The 14,666-nt window shown below is 53.4% G+C and carries 18 protein-coding genes; 11 read left to right on the top strand and 7 right to left on the bottom strand.

Going from position 1 to position 14,666, the window contains the following annotated elements; all coding sequences use genetic code 11:
* On the top strand, positions 1-555 hold the full coding sequence (locus tag AB8B76_RS08545) for a hypothetical protein (protein WP_405271680.1): 555 nt from the start codon (positions 1-3) through the stop codon (positions 553-555).
* Positions 556-659: 104 nt separating this feature from the next.
* Positions 660-1,016 carry a DUF3127 domain-containing protein gene (locus tag AB8B76_RS08540; protein ID WP_405271678.1) on the top strand — a complete coding sequence of 119 codons (357 nt, stop codon included), beginning with the start codon at positions 660-662 and terminating at the stop codon, positions 1,014-1,016.
* 76 nt (positions 1,017-1,092) lie between these two features.
* On the opposite strand, the gene AB8B76_RS08535 is transcribed toward AB8B76_RS08540, so the two are convergent.
* Positions 1,093-1,563, bottom strand: a complete 471-nt coding sequence (locus AB8B76_RS08535) for a GNAT family N-acetyltransferase (protein ID WP_405271677.1) — start codon at positions 1,561-1,563, stop codon at positions 1,093-1,095.
* Positions 1,560-2,795, bottom strand: coding sequence for a saccharopine dehydrogenase family protein (locus tag AB8B76_RS08530; RefSeq protein WP_405271675.1), 1,236 nt, complete (start codon positions 2,793-2,795; stop codon positions 1,560-1,562). Before AB8B76_RS08530 ends, AB8B76_RS08535 begins: the two co-directional genes overlap by 4 nt.
* A gap of 149 nt (positions 2,796-2,944) precedes the next feature.
* Here AB8B76_RS08530 and AB8B76_RS08525 point away from each other — a divergent pair, with 149 nt between their 5' ends.
* Positions 2,945-3,427, top strand: a complete 483-nt coding sequence (locus tag AB8B76_RS08525) for a peptidylprolyl isomerase (RefSeq protein WP_405271673.1) — start codon at positions 2,945-2,947, stop codon at positions 3,425-3,427.
* 60 nt (positions 3,428-3,487) lie between these two features.
* On the opposite strand, the gene AB8B76_RS08520 is transcribed toward AB8B76_RS08525, so the two are convergent.
* Complete coding sequence (locus AB8B76_RS08520) at positions 3,488-4,270, bottom strand: transglutaminase family protein (protein WP_405271671.1); 783 nt, start codon at positions 4,268-4,270, stop codon at positions 3,488-3,490.
* A 139-nt stretch (positions 4,271-4,409) separates the two neighbouring features.
* On the opposite strand from AB8B76_RS08520, the gene AB8B76_RS08515 reads away from it, so the two are divergent.
* Entirely contained in the window at positions 4,410-4,775 is a 366-nt protein-coding gene (locus tag AB8B76_RS08515) for a VOC family protein (RefSeq protein ID WP_405271670.1), read from the top strand.
* A gap of 2 nt (positions 4,776-4,777) precedes the next feature.
* Here the strand turns inward: AB8B76_RS08515 and AB8B76_RS08510 are convergent, their stop codons facing one another.
* Together AB8B76_RS08510 and AB8B76_RS08505 are read right to left on the bottom strand one after the other, a co-directional pair.
* On the bottom strand, positions 4,778-6,559 hold the full coding sequence (locus AB8B76_RS08510) for a carboxylesterase/lipase family protein (protein ID WP_405271669.1): 1,782 nt from the start codon (positions 6,557-6,559) through the stop codon (positions 4,778-4,780).
* Complete coding sequence (locus AB8B76_RS08505; RefSeq protein WP_405271667.1) at positions 6,556-8,298, bottom strand: isocitrate/isopropylmalate family dehydrogenase; 1,743 nt, start codon at positions 8,296-8,298, stop codon at positions 6,556-6,558. The genes AB8B76_RS08510 and AB8B76_RS08505 overlap by 4 nt, the downstream gene beginning before the upstream one ends.
* Positions 8,299-8,510: 212 nt before the next feature.
* Between AB8B76_RS08505 and AB8B76_RS08500 the strand changes: the two genes are divergently transcribed.
* Positions 8,511-9,059 (top strand): DUF2058 domain-containing protein, encoded by a 549-nt coding sequence (locus AB8B76_RS08500; protein ID WP_405271665.1) that lies wholly within the window; start codon positions 8,511-8,513, stop codon positions 9,057-9,059.
* A 40-nt stretch (positions 9,060-9,099) separates the two neighbouring features.
* Entirely contained in the window at positions 9,100-9,489 is a 390-nt protein-coding gene (locus AB8B76_RS08495; protein WP_405271664.1) for a hypothetical protein, read from the top strand.
* Positions 9,490-9,564: 75 nt separating this feature from the next.
* On the opposite strand, the gene AB8B76_RS08490 is transcribed toward AB8B76_RS08495, so the two are convergent.
* Positions 9,565-9,957: a VOC family protein gene (locus tag AB8B76_RS08490; RefSeq protein WP_405271662.1), complete on the bottom strand. Its 393-nt coding sequence runs from the start codon at positions 9,955-9,957 to the stop codon at positions 9,565-9,567.
* Positions 9,958-10,026: 69 nt separating this feature from the next.
* Positions 10,027-10,455 (bottom strand): PaaI family thioesterase, encoded by a 429-nt coding sequence (locus AB8B76_RS08485; RefSeq protein ID WP_405271661.1) that lies wholly within the window; start codon positions 10,453-10,455, stop codon positions 10,027-10,029.
* A gap of 215 nt (positions 10,456-10,670) precedes the next feature.
* Between AB8B76_RS08485 and AB8B76_RS08480 the strand changes: the two genes are divergently transcribed.
* From AB8B76_RS08480 to AB8B76_RS08460, 5 genes are read left to right on the top strand one after another with little or no spacing between them, the layout of a single operon-like run.
* Positions 10,671-11,627 (top strand): ABC transporter ATP-binding protein, encoded by a 957-nt coding sequence (locus AB8B76_RS08480; RefSeq protein ID WP_405271659.1) that lies wholly within the window; start codon positions 10,671-10,673, stop codon positions 11,625-11,627.
* Positions 11,627-12,697 carry an ABC transporter ATP-binding protein gene (locus AB8B76_RS08475; RefSeq protein WP_405271657.1) on the top strand — a complete coding sequence of 357 codons (1,071 nt, stop codon included), beginning with the start codon at positions 11,627-11,629 and terminating at the stop codon, positions 12,695-12,697. Before AB8B76_RS08480 ends, AB8B76_RS08475 begins: the two co-directional genes overlap by 1 nt.
* Positions 12,684-13,553 carry a carbohydrate ABC transporter permease gene (locus tag AB8B76_RS08470; protein WP_405271655.1) on the top strand — a complete coding sequence of 290 codons (870 nt, stop codon included), beginning with the start codon at positions 12,684-12,686 and terminating at the stop codon, positions 13,551-13,553. Before AB8B76_RS08475 ends, AB8B76_RS08470 begins: the two co-directional genes overlap by 14 nt.
* On the top strand, positions 13,546-14,370 hold the full coding sequence (locus AB8B76_RS08465) for a carbohydrate ABC transporter permease (RefSeq protein ID WP_405271718.1): 825 nt from the start codon (positions 13,546-13,548) through the stop codon (positions 14,368-14,370). The genes AB8B76_RS08470 and AB8B76_RS08465 overlap by 8 nt, the downstream gene beginning before the upstream one ends.
* Complete coding sequence (locus AB8B76_RS08460; protein ID WP_405271653.1) at positions 14,367-14,639, top strand: DUF2160 domain-containing protein; 273 nt, start codon at positions 14,367-14,369, stop codon at positions 14,637-14,639. Before AB8B76_RS08465 ends, AB8B76_RS08460 begins: the two co-directional genes overlap by 4 nt.
* Positions 14,640-14,666: the final 27 nt, after the last annotated feature.

Here is a 14,666-nt window from a genome sequence, read left to right as displayed (position 1 = left end):
TTGACGCAGCACGAATACGTATTTGTCGCCATCTCAATCATTCTGGGGCTGGCGATCACAAGGCTGCTGGGGCATATGGGTGGGCTCATTCGCGCCCACAAGCGCATAAAATTTCACTGGGCCACGGCGCTTTGGGCAATGTCCATTATGCTGTTGACGCTTCAAATGTGGTGGGTCGGCTGGGCACTTCGCGACCTGGCGGAGTGGTCGATCATTGATTTTCTATTTCTTGTGGCTGGCACCGTGTTCATCTACGGGGCCGCGGAGCTGGCGCTTCCGGTAGAAGATTACGACCTGGCAAACGATCTGGAGCTGGACTTCCTGGATCACAGTCAAACGCTGGGCCGAGTTTCAGCGGCGTTTATGGTGGGTTATTTTGCTGTGGGGCCCTACTTCAATATCCGATTACTGAACAACGCCCCGCTACCTTCAATACTGCTTGCGGGTCTAGGCGCTCTGCTGGCGGTGAGCATTGTTTTTAAACCCAGATGGTTCAAAGTGTTCTCTGTGTTAATCGCCTGCTATGCGCTAGCTGTCTTGCTGCTCACGGCATGAGCCAAACACCGCACTCGATCGACAGACACTAATACAGTCACTCATCAACGCAGCGCCAGGCAATGCTTGGCAGCGCTAAACCAGACACTAACGAGGAAAAAAGCATGGCCTACGAACTCACCGGAAAGGTCAAACTGATACAAGAGCCAAAGACCTTTGAAAGCGGTTTTACGAAACGCGAGATGGTCGTCACTGTCGAGGATGGCAAATACCCGCAGGAAATCAATCTTGAGTTTGTGCAGGATAAGACGGCATTACTCGACTCGGTCACGCCGGGCATGGAAGTGACAGTATCCTTTGACATCAGGGGTCGAGAATACAACGGCCGTTACTTCAACAACCTCCAGGGTTGGAAGATCGTAACGCCGGAAGACAATGCAGCGGCGCCAACGGCTGATGAATACTTCACGACCGCCAGCGCACCTGGACCTGAAGTCGAGGATGACGACATCCCCTTTTAATAAGAAGCTTTAAGGGTCCGAGACCGTTACCTCTATCTCGTCGCCAAAGGACCTTCGGCTGACCGCCTAAGCACATTTATGATTCGGAGACTTCTAACTCGAGCGACATAAACACGCTGTTGGGATCTATTTTGTATTCTCCAAAAGGGTCGCAATAGGAAAAACCAAAGCTCTCATAAAGACGCCTTGCCGGATCGAAGAATGCCATCGACCCCGTTTCCAGACTCAAGCGTGAAAACCCTTCCTCTTCCGCATGACTTATCAGATGGGCCAGCATCTTGCGAGCAACGCCCTGACCTCGAAATTCATTCGAGACTCTCATGGATTTAACCTCTCCATGGTTAGCATCCAAGCGCTTGAGTGCTGCACAACCCACTAAGGACTGCTCCTGCCAAACCGACCAAAACGTCACAGCAACGTCTTTTAACTCATTGAGGTTCAGCGCATGGGTACTCTCCGGCGGCGAGACCGACAACATGTCTCGCATGTGCTCCTCGAGGAACTCCGCGATTCTCGGATCAGAGAGATCGTCGATCTTGATATTCACTGGTGCGTCGATGCCCTTTCAGCTGAAGAGTAAAGCTGCATAAAGTCTCCGTCGCAGGCGTCATTCAATCGATCTACCAAAGCATCTCCCAGCGCTGTTGCCGGCGTTAAAACCCCGGCAATATCAGGAGAAACTTGCTCATCGAGCAATAAACACAAGGCCAGTTCGCCCAACATTTTTGAAGTTGCCCCGTAACCCGGGTCACCCTTGCCCGCGACAACGGCTTTCGCTAGGCGGCCATCAGAAGCTTCGGCTGTGACTTCAACAGAAAAAGCGCCCTGCTTTAGCAGCCACTTTGGTGGGCCTTCCCCGGACTTGGGTACAAAATTAATTGGCTGCCCCAAAGGCACCCCGAAGCCACGACTAAAATACAACCAACTGATCCGCGACCACATACCCAACGAGCAACACTCTCGATAGCTCACGTGACCATCCAAACCTTGCAATGCAAGGGAGCGCCGCACGATGGGTGCGTTAATCTTGGCCATAAAAAACGGTAAAAGAACGCCGTAACCAGCCTCGACTTTACGCAGAAACCCGGCAGGCATACCGTCCTGGGTCGGCTCCTCATCAGCACGACTCTGCGCACCAGGAGCCAAGATGTAGGGATCATCCATCGCCTCTTTGCTGAGCCGACCACTTCGGAGCGCCGCCTGCCTCGCTTTTCCTGATGCAATAGTGCCTCCGGAAAAAGACCCGCTGTACTCTGTGTACTTACCCGTGATCCTTGCTTCCACCGGTTCGTCAGCGCCGAAATCCAGAGCCTGCAGCGCCAGGTATGCTCCCAGGTCGCTAGGTATAGAATCGACACCCCCACCAAGAACGATTTTAGCGCCGCTACTCACAGCTTCATCGTGAAATGCATCGATCATTTCGCGCTGCCAAAACCCCTCGCCCGACAGATCAGAATAGTGAACGCCCGCCCTAGCGCAAGCGCCCAAAAGGCTCTCACCATTGTGCGTCGAATACGGACCGGCTGTGCTTATCACTACACGAGCAGACCTCACCATGGCGTCCACAGCAGCAACATCGTCAAGATCGCAAACAACCCGCTGGGGGCCTTGGCGGCTCAAAGACTTTTGTAAGACTTCCAACTTTTTGTCGTTACGTCCCGCAATCGCCCACGAACGGCCCTCTAACTCGGGATGCTTGTCCAGATACTCAGCTATGAGCTTGCCCGTAAAGCCCGTTGCACCATAGAGCAGAAGGTCGAATTGTTTGTCGTCAGACATGGGTATTCCCAAAAGTTACAAGGCTAGAAGAAGCTTACGCCTCGTCACGAGGTTTAGTTCATTCCACAAACAAGATGTTAATACAGCCCTTGCCTGCGCGACGATTATGGCCTGTAATCGCCTCCCGTCTTTTTGTTGAACCACAAAAAATGAACATAGAACGAAATAGAGTGGCCATCTTTCATTACACCCTCCGCAATTCAGATGGAGGCGAACTTGAGACCTCTCGTGGAGGAACCCCCAGTGCCTATCTGCACGGCGCCAACAATATCTTGCCCGGGCTTGAAAAAAATATGGCGGGCAGAACAGCCGGCGATGTCTTCAGCGTAAGCCTTGACGCTGCCGATGCCTACGGAGAACGTGACCCCAAGCGCCAACAACGCATTCCCGTGAAGCATCTGGTATTCAAAGGAAAACTTCGGCCGGGTGTACTGGTTCAAGTCAATACAGAAAACGGCCAGCGTCCTGCAACCGTCATAAAAGCAGGTAAGTTCAGCGCCGACCTTGATACAAATCACCCCTTAGCGGGCCAGGATCTAGTGTTCGATATCGAAATTATGGAAGTTCGAGATGCCAGCGATGAAGAGATAGCACATAGGCACGTCCATGGCCCCGGCGGACATCAACACTAAAAAGACCCTAACAATTCGTTTCGGTAGCTGCCCTGTCAGCGAACCATCGGGTCACGGAGATCACTCGCTCTCGACGCGCACCTGAACCGACTGTTGCTGAAACATCAGTGGACCGAAGCTAGACAAGAATGACACTTCTGCGGCGTCTAAACCCACGCCGATACGCGCAATCTGGTTTGACGCCGCCATGCCGGTGGCATCTACCAGATGCCAGGTGTGATCAAGATACACCTCCGCAACGGCATGAAAATCCTGTGGTGTGACAAAGGGAGCGTAGGCGCTCACGAATCGCGCAGGTATCGATGACGCCCGAGCGAGGGCTATGAGCACGTGGGCAAAGTCCCGACACACGCCCTGCCGATGCACAAAGGTGTCTACCGCCGTTGTCTGGCTATTACTGCTTTCCGACGAGTAGCGGAAGCGCTCAAAAATCCAGTCTCGCAAACGAACGATGCGCTCCCCTCCTATGCAGTCACCGAACTCGGCTTCAACAAAGCTCTGCAACTCATCCGATTGACAGTAACGCGAGGGCATCAAGTACCGTAGGGCGTCGTTCGGCAACTTGTGCGGTGCTACCGCCGGAAGCTGCGCAATATCCAAAAGTGGCCGGTCAATTTCGACCCGGGCGCTATAGTTGCACTCAAAATCCGTTGCTATATGCAGAAGCTTTCGCTCGCCAAACCGTTCTTCGCCGAGTACCGAGCCGCTGTGAAGCGAGTCACTCAACAGCAGCTCTTCGCTGAGGAGCCGCTGATCCGCAAAGCTAGGCACAGTGATTTGCAGAATGATGTCCGTTTCGGCCTGGACCGCGTAGTGCAAGTGGGCATCAATCTTAAGTATCAATTACCGACATCCTTGTATTCAAAAGGTATTCCTGATGGAGTATGGCTTGAATCAGTGATTACAGCTAATACTGATTTGTATGCACAATCGCGTCAGAATCTGGCGTAACCACACTGGTGTCACTACAACGGAAGTACCTATGACCCCAAAAAACACGATTAACTATATTGAGTTCCATGCGCGCGACCTGGAAGCCACAAAGCAGTTCTTTGGCAATGTCTTTGGCTGGACCTTTGAAGACTTCGGGCCCGACTACTCGTCATTTTCGAATCAAGGCGTCGACGGAGGCTTTTTCAGATCAGAGCACGCGTCCTGCTCTGACACAGGCGCTGCCCTAATCGTTCTGTATACGGATGAGATCGAAAATCTAGAGGCGCAAATTGTGAGAGCGGGAGGCACTATCACCAGGCCCATATTTTCGTTCCCCGGCGGCCGGCGTTTCCACTTCACTGAGCCCAGCGGAAACGAACTCGCCGTGTGGACAGAGCCCGCCGAAGACCAGTAAGACTAAAACAATGTGGGAGATCCGTACTTCTCAGTAAGTGCTGCCCGCACCGCTGCCTTCTCGGCGGGCACATCCACGGACGCACAGCTTCCGCCATTCCACTGCTCGTAGGCGCCATAGGCCGCGTCTCCCACGGTCGTCACCAACTCCCAGACGAGCATGCAATTCTCCGTGGAGCTTAGCGGCGAGGGAGTTACTGCAACCTCTTCAAGAAGACCATCGAGTCCTGGACTGTCCTGAAGTACCTTCACCCTGTCCGCGCCCGCATCCAGAACCATCACGTCCGGCTTGGCGCTCGTAAACTCCGGCCAGCCTAATTCTTCGACGCTGCCCGGAGAACCCGTGCGGGCAAACTCGCCCCAGGCACTCATCATGATTTGAGTCATTGCGTCGGCAGAGTCCGTGTCCGGATACATGTATTCACCTACGGATCCGTACATGGGCGCGCCCATCACAAAAGCGATTTCACTGGCATGGGCGGCGCCCAGCACCTGTGAGAAAGGTACAAACCAGTTATCCGCCTGCTCATCCCAGTCAAATCGATAGGCATAGAGGTCGCTGTATCCAGCATGCTCGAGATTGCTTAGCGCCTGATCCACAGAGCGTACCTTCCAACCACGACCTCGCTGCTTCACCCAATAGCGGAAAAGCTCAGGTTCGCGAATACTGACCTTAGGGGGTAATGCTCCGAACAAAACTTCATCCGCATCAGCGAAGTAGCGACTAAGGCCCAGCCACAAAGTTACCTCATCTCTATTTGATCCAGCGATGACAGGAATGTCTTTGGCATACTGAGGGTCGGCCAATGCCGCCATAAGTCCCTCAAGCGGAATCACCTCGCCATCGTTGACGATGAGCGGCTCTGCGTGGTCCTTGTAAATACCAGAGTAGGTAAGCAGGAGTTCATTGACGGGGACCTTGCGTAGATCCCCTGCGCTAACAGTATCGTTATCTTTGCCCAATTCCTGCACGACCTGCCATGCCCCGCGACTGACATTGGGAAACTCCATCCCGACGTTATAGGCTTCTTCAAGAGAATAACTCTGAGCTGTTGGAGACTGAGCTACCGCTTTATGGAAGAGCCCGTCACTGAGAGGCGATGCCAGCATGCTGTATACATTTCGTCCCCCTGCGCTCTCGCCAAAAATGGTGACGTTGTCAGGATCACCGCCAAAAGATGCGATGTTTCGCTGTGTCCATTCCAGCGCCGCAATGATGTCCAGAGTGCCGAAGTTTCCACTGACGTCCAGGCCTTGGGCTGAAGACTGCAAGGCCGGGTGGGCAAACCAGCCCAAGGGTCCCAGGCGATAGTTGATCGTCACTACCACGACGTCCTCCTGCGCAGCGAGCGCAGAGTAATCGTAGGTGCCTTTTTGCCCCGAAGTGTTGCCCCCGCCGTGAATCCAGAACATCACGGGATAACTGCGGTTAGCGTAGTCCAAAGGTGCAACGACATCCAGATACAGGCAATCCTCCTGCCCGACAATGCCACCCTCCTCGGTACCCGATATCTCTCCCGACTCCTGCGGGCAAAGAACTGCATTCTCCGAGGGATAAATACGCTCCTGACTCACTTCCAAACGCCTGGGAGCACGCCAGCGCAAATCGTCAACTGGGGGCTCCGCATAAGGAATATCTGTCCAGCGTACTACCGGGTGGTCACTGTCGACTCCCAGCACCTGCCCACTCTCCGTGGCAACCAACGTTCCTGCCAACTCTTGTGCGGGCGGCGCAGAACACCCCAGCAACATCGCACCATAGAGTGCTAGCAAACAATACTTCATGACTTATTGAGGTTTCCTTCGATTGCGTCGAGGAATCCGTACATATCCACGACCGTTTCCTTCTCCGGATCAAGGGTTTTACCCTTGAGATCTCCGGTAATCGTTCCCTGTGCGACGGTATCAATCAACGCTGCTTTGAGAGACTGGGCATAATCTGCAAGCGGCTGATTGCCTTCGCGTCCCGCAAGCTCCTCTAGCGCATTGGCTACAGCAAAAATCAACGCCGAAGAATTGAAGTTCGCGACTTTGCCATCAGACTCCAGGTACTGCAGATACAGGTCGTGCGCGGTGCCGTGCGGCGCCTCGTAGAGCAAAGTGCCATCCTTGCTTTTGATTACGGAGCTAGCCGTTGCGAGACTCCCGCCCAGGGCCGCCGAGATGTCAGAGAAAATGTCACCATCAAGATTCTGCGCAGGATACAGCCCCCATCGCGGTGGGTCGCAGATCATCTTACTCAGTTGACGAGACGGCCGCATGATCATGAAAGAAGGCGGAGGCGTGTCTAGTGCCGCCAGCTCCTTCCGAATCTCCAGAATAATCGAGCTATAAACCTCGTCGTAATTTACGAACTCCCGCTTGAGCCCAAAGTACACTTCTTTCTTGTTGACCGACGCATCCTTAAACACCTGCTTAACCCAATCTTTAATCGCGTCACGATCGTTGGACATGAACAGTATCGGGTCCTTGGCCTTAACCATACGTGCGTGTTTTTCAACACCGTCGACCACGACCTTGATGATTCCATCTTCCGGCGCGGGCGTGTTGTAACTACCGTACTGGTCTCCACCACCCGCGCTCATACGAGAAATCGAGACGTTCGCTTTACGCTCAGGTAGCCCGTAGTGCTTGAGCTGCTGAACCAGCTTGTAAAGCTTCATGCCACTGACGTTGTCGGGCACACCCCAAAGAGCGCGCTCTGGCGGATTGGACACAATGCGCGCCGCCTGCGCATCAATAAGTTCGTAGTGATAGTTCAGGCCGGCAGCTGCCACTTGGTCCTTGTAATCGCTTTCGTAAATGGCTTCGATAGCCGCGCGCATCACACCGTCATAACCCGGTACTACCGTGTCTTTTAAGCCCAGATAGATGTCGCGCTTTTCGTCCAGAGCACGCTGAAAAAACCGATGCGCCCAAGCCTCTACGTCCTCAAGGCTGTTGTTCGCCAGCATCCAGGGATCACCCTTTTTCAGGGTGCGACGGTGGAGTTCCACGGGATCTCCGCTACCTCCGACAAACATGACCTTGGCTACGCCGGTGGCGTTAGACAGCTCGCTGTAACTGAAATCCAGCCCGCCACTCTCCATGGTATCCACTTCAATATCGCGGTTTACCCAATCCGGGCGGACACTTGTGAGATTTTTGAACTCAATATCTTCCCGGGTGATATTGCCACCAATACCCTTACGGATAGCACCATTAGGTGATTTAGTTGCCAGCTTGTCGAGCTCGGACTCTTTGATATCCGGGTACTTGGCAAGTAAGTCGTCCAGCTGACTGCGATTCACGGTCATCCCGGCGTTTTTTATGCCCACGCCGTGCTCTTTCAACGCGTCAATCGCCTCCAGGACGACCTGTCCATTGCTGGTAAAGCGCTTTTCTGCGGATAAATCGACCTCCAACAGGTCTATTTCGAGCCGGGACGTCACAAACTGCTCAAGCAGACGTTCAAAGGCGATCTGCGCCATTTCATCGCCGTGAAGAATGACTAACGGCTTCTCGACCTTTATCTTGGTACTCACGATTTACGCTCCTGATGAGATTGCTATGCGTCGAGTGTGCACCGACGCGCAGGGCTGCAATTCTAAGCTGCGGCCAGATCTAACACCACTGGTGTCTAAGGGTTTTTGGGCTCCGGGCACTTTGCAAAACACGGGCACGAGCGGTATTTTCCCTGCGCAACGCGAACATCTCAATCACGAGCCCTCTATCAGGAGACGACCAGGAGACGACAATGGCCGGATCACTCCAAGACCAGTTACTTAATGCCGGCCTCAGCGACGCGAAAACCGCGAAGAAGCTGGACAAGGAAAAGCGCAAGCAGAAGCGCACAGCGCAGAAATCGCGAACTACCGTGGTAGATGAGGTGAAACTTGCGGCCCAACAAGCCCGGGACGAAAAAGCTGCTCGCGACCGAGAGCTCAATCAGGCGCTCAACGCAGAAGCCCAACGCAAGGCGATTGAAGCGCAGATTGTGCAGCTGATCACTCAAAACAAGTTGGATCGCAAGGGTGGTGACATAGGCTTCAACTTCACGTCACAACAGAAGATAAAGAAACTTTACGTGTCAGGACTGCAGCAGAAGCTTCTAGCTGCCGGCAAGATCGCCATCGCACAAATCGCTGACGGTTTTGAATTAATTCCCGCAGAGGTCGCCAATAAAATCGCTGAACGAGATCAACATCGAGTGATTTTCTGTGCTCAGGAGACCGCTGAAGCCATAGATGGCGAAGAGAGTGACTGGTACAAAGACTATGAGATTCCCGACGATCTTATGTGGTGAAGAGCGCCAGGCCGACTTTATTCAGAACTAGGAGCAATCTATGAGCGAACCAGAGGTAATAGAAATGATCAATTCGCATGCGAACGCTGCGATGAACAGTTTCACCATTTACCTCACGCTTACCTTTGCATTTCTCACAACGATTTATGTCGTGGGAGCAAAGCTTTCAGCGACACAATCTGTTGTAGTTACAATACTGTACCAAGCGTGGGCGATATCGTTCGGCTTGGTCTCGGTAACGCACTTGCGTGCTTTCGATTCGATCGCCAGAGAGTACCCCGAGTTCATGCGGTCTCAGCTGTTTACGCTGCCTTGGTCCTACTTTTCTTTAGCCATAATAACTTTCGGGCTGATTGTATCTCTCATCTATGCGATCTCTAACCGAAAAGAAGCATCTCTAGCGGTAAACGCAAAAATCGGGGATGGCTGAGCAAACATCTCCATGCTCGACAGGCTCCTAAAAAAGCGAGCCTGTTACGCTATCCCTTTATCGCTATCCGGCGGACTATCCAGGACGGTGAATACCGCAAATTTTGTGGCCGTCTGGATCTAAAAAGTAGCTCAAGTGCATCACACCCATGCTGCTATCTCTCGGCCCTGGAGGATCTTCTACCGAAACCGCACCGTTAGCGACGGCAACGTCGTGAAGCTCTACGACCTGCTCTGGCGAATTACACAGAAAACCAATGGTCGAACCGTTCGCAGTAGTCACCGCTTCGCCGTTGATTGGCTCACTGATACCAAAGGTAGTGCCGTCATGTATGTAAAAAAGACGTTTTTGTCCGGTGTCATTGGTGTGTTCGATGGGGTCTCCCGCTCCCAGCACGCCAAGTACCGCATTGTAAAAGGACTTGGTTTTTTCAATATCGCTGGATCCGATCATCAAATGGTTCAACATACTGCTCGTTCCTCTTCTGAAATGAATGTTCTTATAGGTACGCCTTACTGCCCGAATTGAATCGGGCTCTCAGTCGTACTTTTTCGATGAATCAGCGCCTGTCACGCTAAACACCGCGCTGGCACGCACAATCCTTCTTTCTTCTACGGAAAAGTACGCGTTGGCATAGGCCATGCGTCGACCGACGTGCTGTACGTCGGTATGCACCTCTATCCAGTCGCCCAAGTTTGCGGAGCCCGCGTAGTCGACATTGAGACTCGCTGTCACCATCGGCACAGGATCTTCTCCCGAGAGCGCAGCACTGTAACCCAAGGCGACATCAGCCACGCTGCTAAACACACCCCCATGCACCAAACCCCGTGCGTTGCAGTGCTTCTCTTGAGCATAAAACCCTAAAACAAGTTCTTTTCCACGCCGGCTGTTGTACAAAGGCCCGAGTAACTCAAGATATGGACTTGTGCGAACAAGTGACTCGAATCCGTCCGGTGGTTCAGTCAAAAATTGTTGCCCCTATCGTATTGCTCTCTGTGCTCACGGACTCGACCCTCAATACCGTGAAATGTGTTGCGCAGCATGATCGCACTTTTTGGAAGAATGTCGATAATCCCGGCCAAACCAATAAGCTCACGTGGTCGTGGTGACCAGAGCCTTCAGGGTGTAGCATCCAACGCTGTCGAAAAGAACGAAAACATGACGGATAGACCAAGACCCCTATGCTCAGCTTAAGCGATGTTTCACTAAAGCCCGACGGAGAGCATCGCTTCGCTCACAGCTTTGCACCTGGAGAAATTTCCGTGGTGCTGGGAGCCAACCAGTCGGGCAAAACCGACCTATGCAGGCTGATAGCAGGCTTAAACACCAGAGCTCAGGGCTCAGTCCGCCTCGACGGCGCGCCCTTGGGCTCGCTGAATCCGCGGGAGCGTCCCGTGAGCATGGTTTATCAAGCCTTTGTGAACTATCCCAACCTCACGGTCTTCGAAAATATTGCATCTCCGCTGAAAGCCCAAAAGGCCAATGGCGATACCATCAGCCGAAAGGTAGCTTCACTCGCAGAGAAACTGCATATTCAGGCGCTCCTTAGGCGTTACCCCAGTGAGCTCTCCGGAGGCCAGCAACAGCGCTTGGCCATTGCTCGCGCTCTGGCAAAAGAGGCCCGAGTCTTACTGCTGGATGAGCCCCTCGTTAACCTGGATTTCAAACTACGCGAGGCACTGGAGGTAGAACTCCGTGAACTCCTTCATGCCTCAGACACCATCGTCATTTACACCAGCAGCGACCCTCGAGACGCTTTCACCCTGGGTGATAGCTTGTTGCTTCTAGACAAGGGGCAAAAAATACAATCTGGCCCTCCTCTCGAGGTCTACCAAAACCCGAGCTCCTTTGAAGCTATGGCGCTATTGGCTGACCCGGACATCAATCGCTTCCATCGCCATGGAAAACCCTGCGCGCTGCGACCGGAGCACCTATATCTCGCGTCGGAGCACCCTTCTACAACAGCCTTAAGTTTTGATATGCAGGTAAGTGCTTACGAAACCAGCGGCAGCGAGTCCTATGTTCACGGCCAGGTAGAGGGCAATGACTGGGTGCTGCGCCACAGCGGCATGTTATCCCCGAAGATTGGGCAATCACTCAAAGTCAGCGCAGCAGAACGTGACGTGGTGCAGTTCTGATGGCGGACATCAGCCTCAACAATTTGAGCTTTAAATATCCCGGCGCGACAGACGAAACGCTAGCTAATCTCAACCTCGAGATTGCCAACGGTGAAGCCCATGCGCTCCTGGGTGCCAGCGGCGCAGGGAAAACAACACTGCTCAATATTTTATCGGGACTCCTGGTGCCTACTTCCGGCAGTCTTCGCTTCGACGGGGAAGACGTATCTGAACTCTCCGGGCGACGGAGAAATGTTGCTCAGGTCTTCCAATTCCCTGTGTTGTACGAGTCTTTAAGCGTTGCTGAGAATCTGGCTTTTCCGCTAAAAACACGCAAAGCAGACGCAGCATTGATTGCGGAGCGGATCGACTACATCTGTAAAGAGCTGGAAATTGACGGCATCCGTACCCAAAAGCCCGCGTCTCTCTCGCTTTTCCAGAAACAGTTGGTTGCTGTGGGTAAAGCCCTGGTATGGCCGGATGTCAGTATGGTTCTTTTGGACGAGCCTCTCACCGCCGTAGAGCCGCGGACAAAGTGGCGCTTGCGTCAGACACTGCGTCGGGTGCAAGCAGACCTGAAAGTCACCATGATTTACGTGACCCACGATCAGACAGAAGCGCTTACCTTTGCTGACCGAGTGTCCATACTCTCCACCGGCGGCATAGTGCAAACAGGCACACCCCAAGAGCTGTATTCGTCCCCCACCCATGAGTTTGTCGGGCACTTTGTGGGTAGCCCCGGGATGAACTTTCTACCCGCAGAAGCACTGGGTATCAGCGGCGTGGAACGAGTAGGATTTCGTCCCGAGTGGGTGGCTCCTAGTGTTATTGGAAACGCAGAAGCCGCGACAGCTGATGCGGCCTCTAAAGCGGGCATCATCACCGGCAAAGTGTTACGTACTCGCATTCAGGGCGCGCAACAGGGAAAGCCCTTTGGGTTAATCACCCTAGCTACCGCACACGGAGAAATAACCATACAGGGGGATATCCCGGAGAGCACGCTCAAGCCCGGAGATCGCTTACAGTTGCAGCTGACACGCTGCGTTGCTTACAGCGGCCAGCGTAAGGTGAGAGACATTGAGCTCGTTTAAACCACAAAACAATCGAGCCTGGCTGGGTGTACTACCCGTACTCTTGGTAGTGGCGTTCAGCGCGGTCATCCCGCTGATGACGGTCGTGAACTACTCCGTACAGGACATCCTCGACTTCAACTCTCGATTCTTCGTAGGTTTTGAGTGGTACCGCGAGACACTGAACGATCCACGCTTTATCGAGGCATTCCTTCGACAAGTGGCCTTTAGTCTCACCATATTAGCCATCGAGGTGCCCTTGGGAGTAGCTGTCGCCAAAGGGGTACCAAAGGACAGTCGTTTCACGTCACTCATACTCATACTTTTGGCCATCCCCCTCCTTATCCCATGGAACGTGGTGGGTACCATTTGGCAGGTGTTTGCCCGCTCCGATATTGGACTTCTGGGGTGGAGCATCAATGCTCTTGGGATCAGCTATAACTATACCGCTGAGCCGCTGCACGCCTGGCTTACTCTCGTGGCGATGGATGTTTGGCACTGGACCTCCCTCATTGCCTTGCTGTCCTTTGCGGGGCTCACATCCATTCCCGGCCCCTTCTATCAGGCCGCGGAACTAGACGGCGCGAATCGATGGCAGGTGTTTCGCTACGTGGAGTTACCCCGACTTCGTGGCGTATTGATCATCGGCATCCTCCTTCGGCTCATGGACAGCTTTATGATCTACACGGAGCCCTTTGTACTGACCGGAGGTGGTCCTGGGAACGCGACTACGATGCTTAGCCAACATCTGGCGACCATGGCCGTGGGCCAGTTTGACCTTGGACCCGCGGCAGCATTCTCCGTGATCTATTTCCTATTCATTCTTTTGTTTTGCTGGGTTTTCTACACCAGCGTGGTGCGTAGCGATGATGAATAGCCCGACCACAAATAGACTGGGGATCAGTCGCGGGATACTCATTCTGTACGGCTTGTATCTGTTACTGCCGCTCTACTGGCTGCTGTCCATGTCATTGCGCAGCAACGCAGATATCGTTGGCGAGTTTTCCTTCCTCCCCCCGACAACAACCCTGGCGAACTTCGCCGAGATTTTTTCCAATCCGGTTTGGTATGAGGGATTCATCAACTCTCTAAGCTATGTAACGATGAATACGCTCATCTCTCTGGCGGTGGCTATCCCGGCTGCCTATGCGTTTTCTCGCTACCGATTCCTTGGCGATAAACAGCTGTTCTTTTGGCTACTGACAAACCGGATGGCACCTCCGGCAGTGTTTCTTCTGCCGTTTTTTCAGCTCTATTCTGCCGTCGGTCTTTTCGATACGCCCCTTGCCGTCGCACTGGCGCATTGCCTTTTCACTGTGCCTCTATCTGTTTGGATTCTGGAAGGTTTCTTCTCGGGGGTGCCCACAGAGCTGGACGAAATGGCTCAAATAGACGGGCACAGTTTTCTGTATTTTTTCGTGCGTGTATTTCTCCCGATCAATCGCGGCGCCATTGGTGTGACGCTGTTCTTCTGCTTCATGTTTAGTTGGGTGGAACTTCTACTGGCTCGCACCTTATCCGGAGCGTCGTCAAAACCAATAGTCGTCGTGATGACCAGAACCGTCAGTGCGTCGGGCATAGACTGGGGCGTGCTGGCCGCAGCCGGGGTTCTGACGGTGCTGCCAGGGGTCTTGGTGGTCTGGTTTGTGCGCAAGGATCTTGTGAAGGGCTTTGCTCTGGGGCGAGTGTCATGAACTGGATGGCGTGGACTACGCCCACGGCAATCTTCTTTGGAGGCATCGCAGCAGCACTCGTGGTTCTCACTGTTTGGGAACTCTTTCGTCCCACCGTCCGTGAAAGCGGCTTCTTACCTTTCGCGACAACTCGCGGCGATCGATTTTTTATCAGTCTCCTTAGCGCTGCCTTCATCCATCTACTGTGGCTTGGTCTGCTTACAGACGGACTCCTCGTCGCCTCGGCTTTATCGGCAGTTTGGGCAGCACTACTTATGCGCTGGGGCTAAGCTCTCTATACTGAGCGCTCAAACAGT

Source organism: Congregibacter sp., from assembly GCF_045107095.1.
Taxonomy (GTDB): domain Bacteria; phylum Pseudomonadota; class Gammaproteobacteria; order Pseudomonadales; family Halieaceae; genus Congregibacter.
The sequence above is the reverse complement of the archived record's forward strand: the minus strand, read 5'-3'. Positions and strand labels throughout refer to the sequence as shown.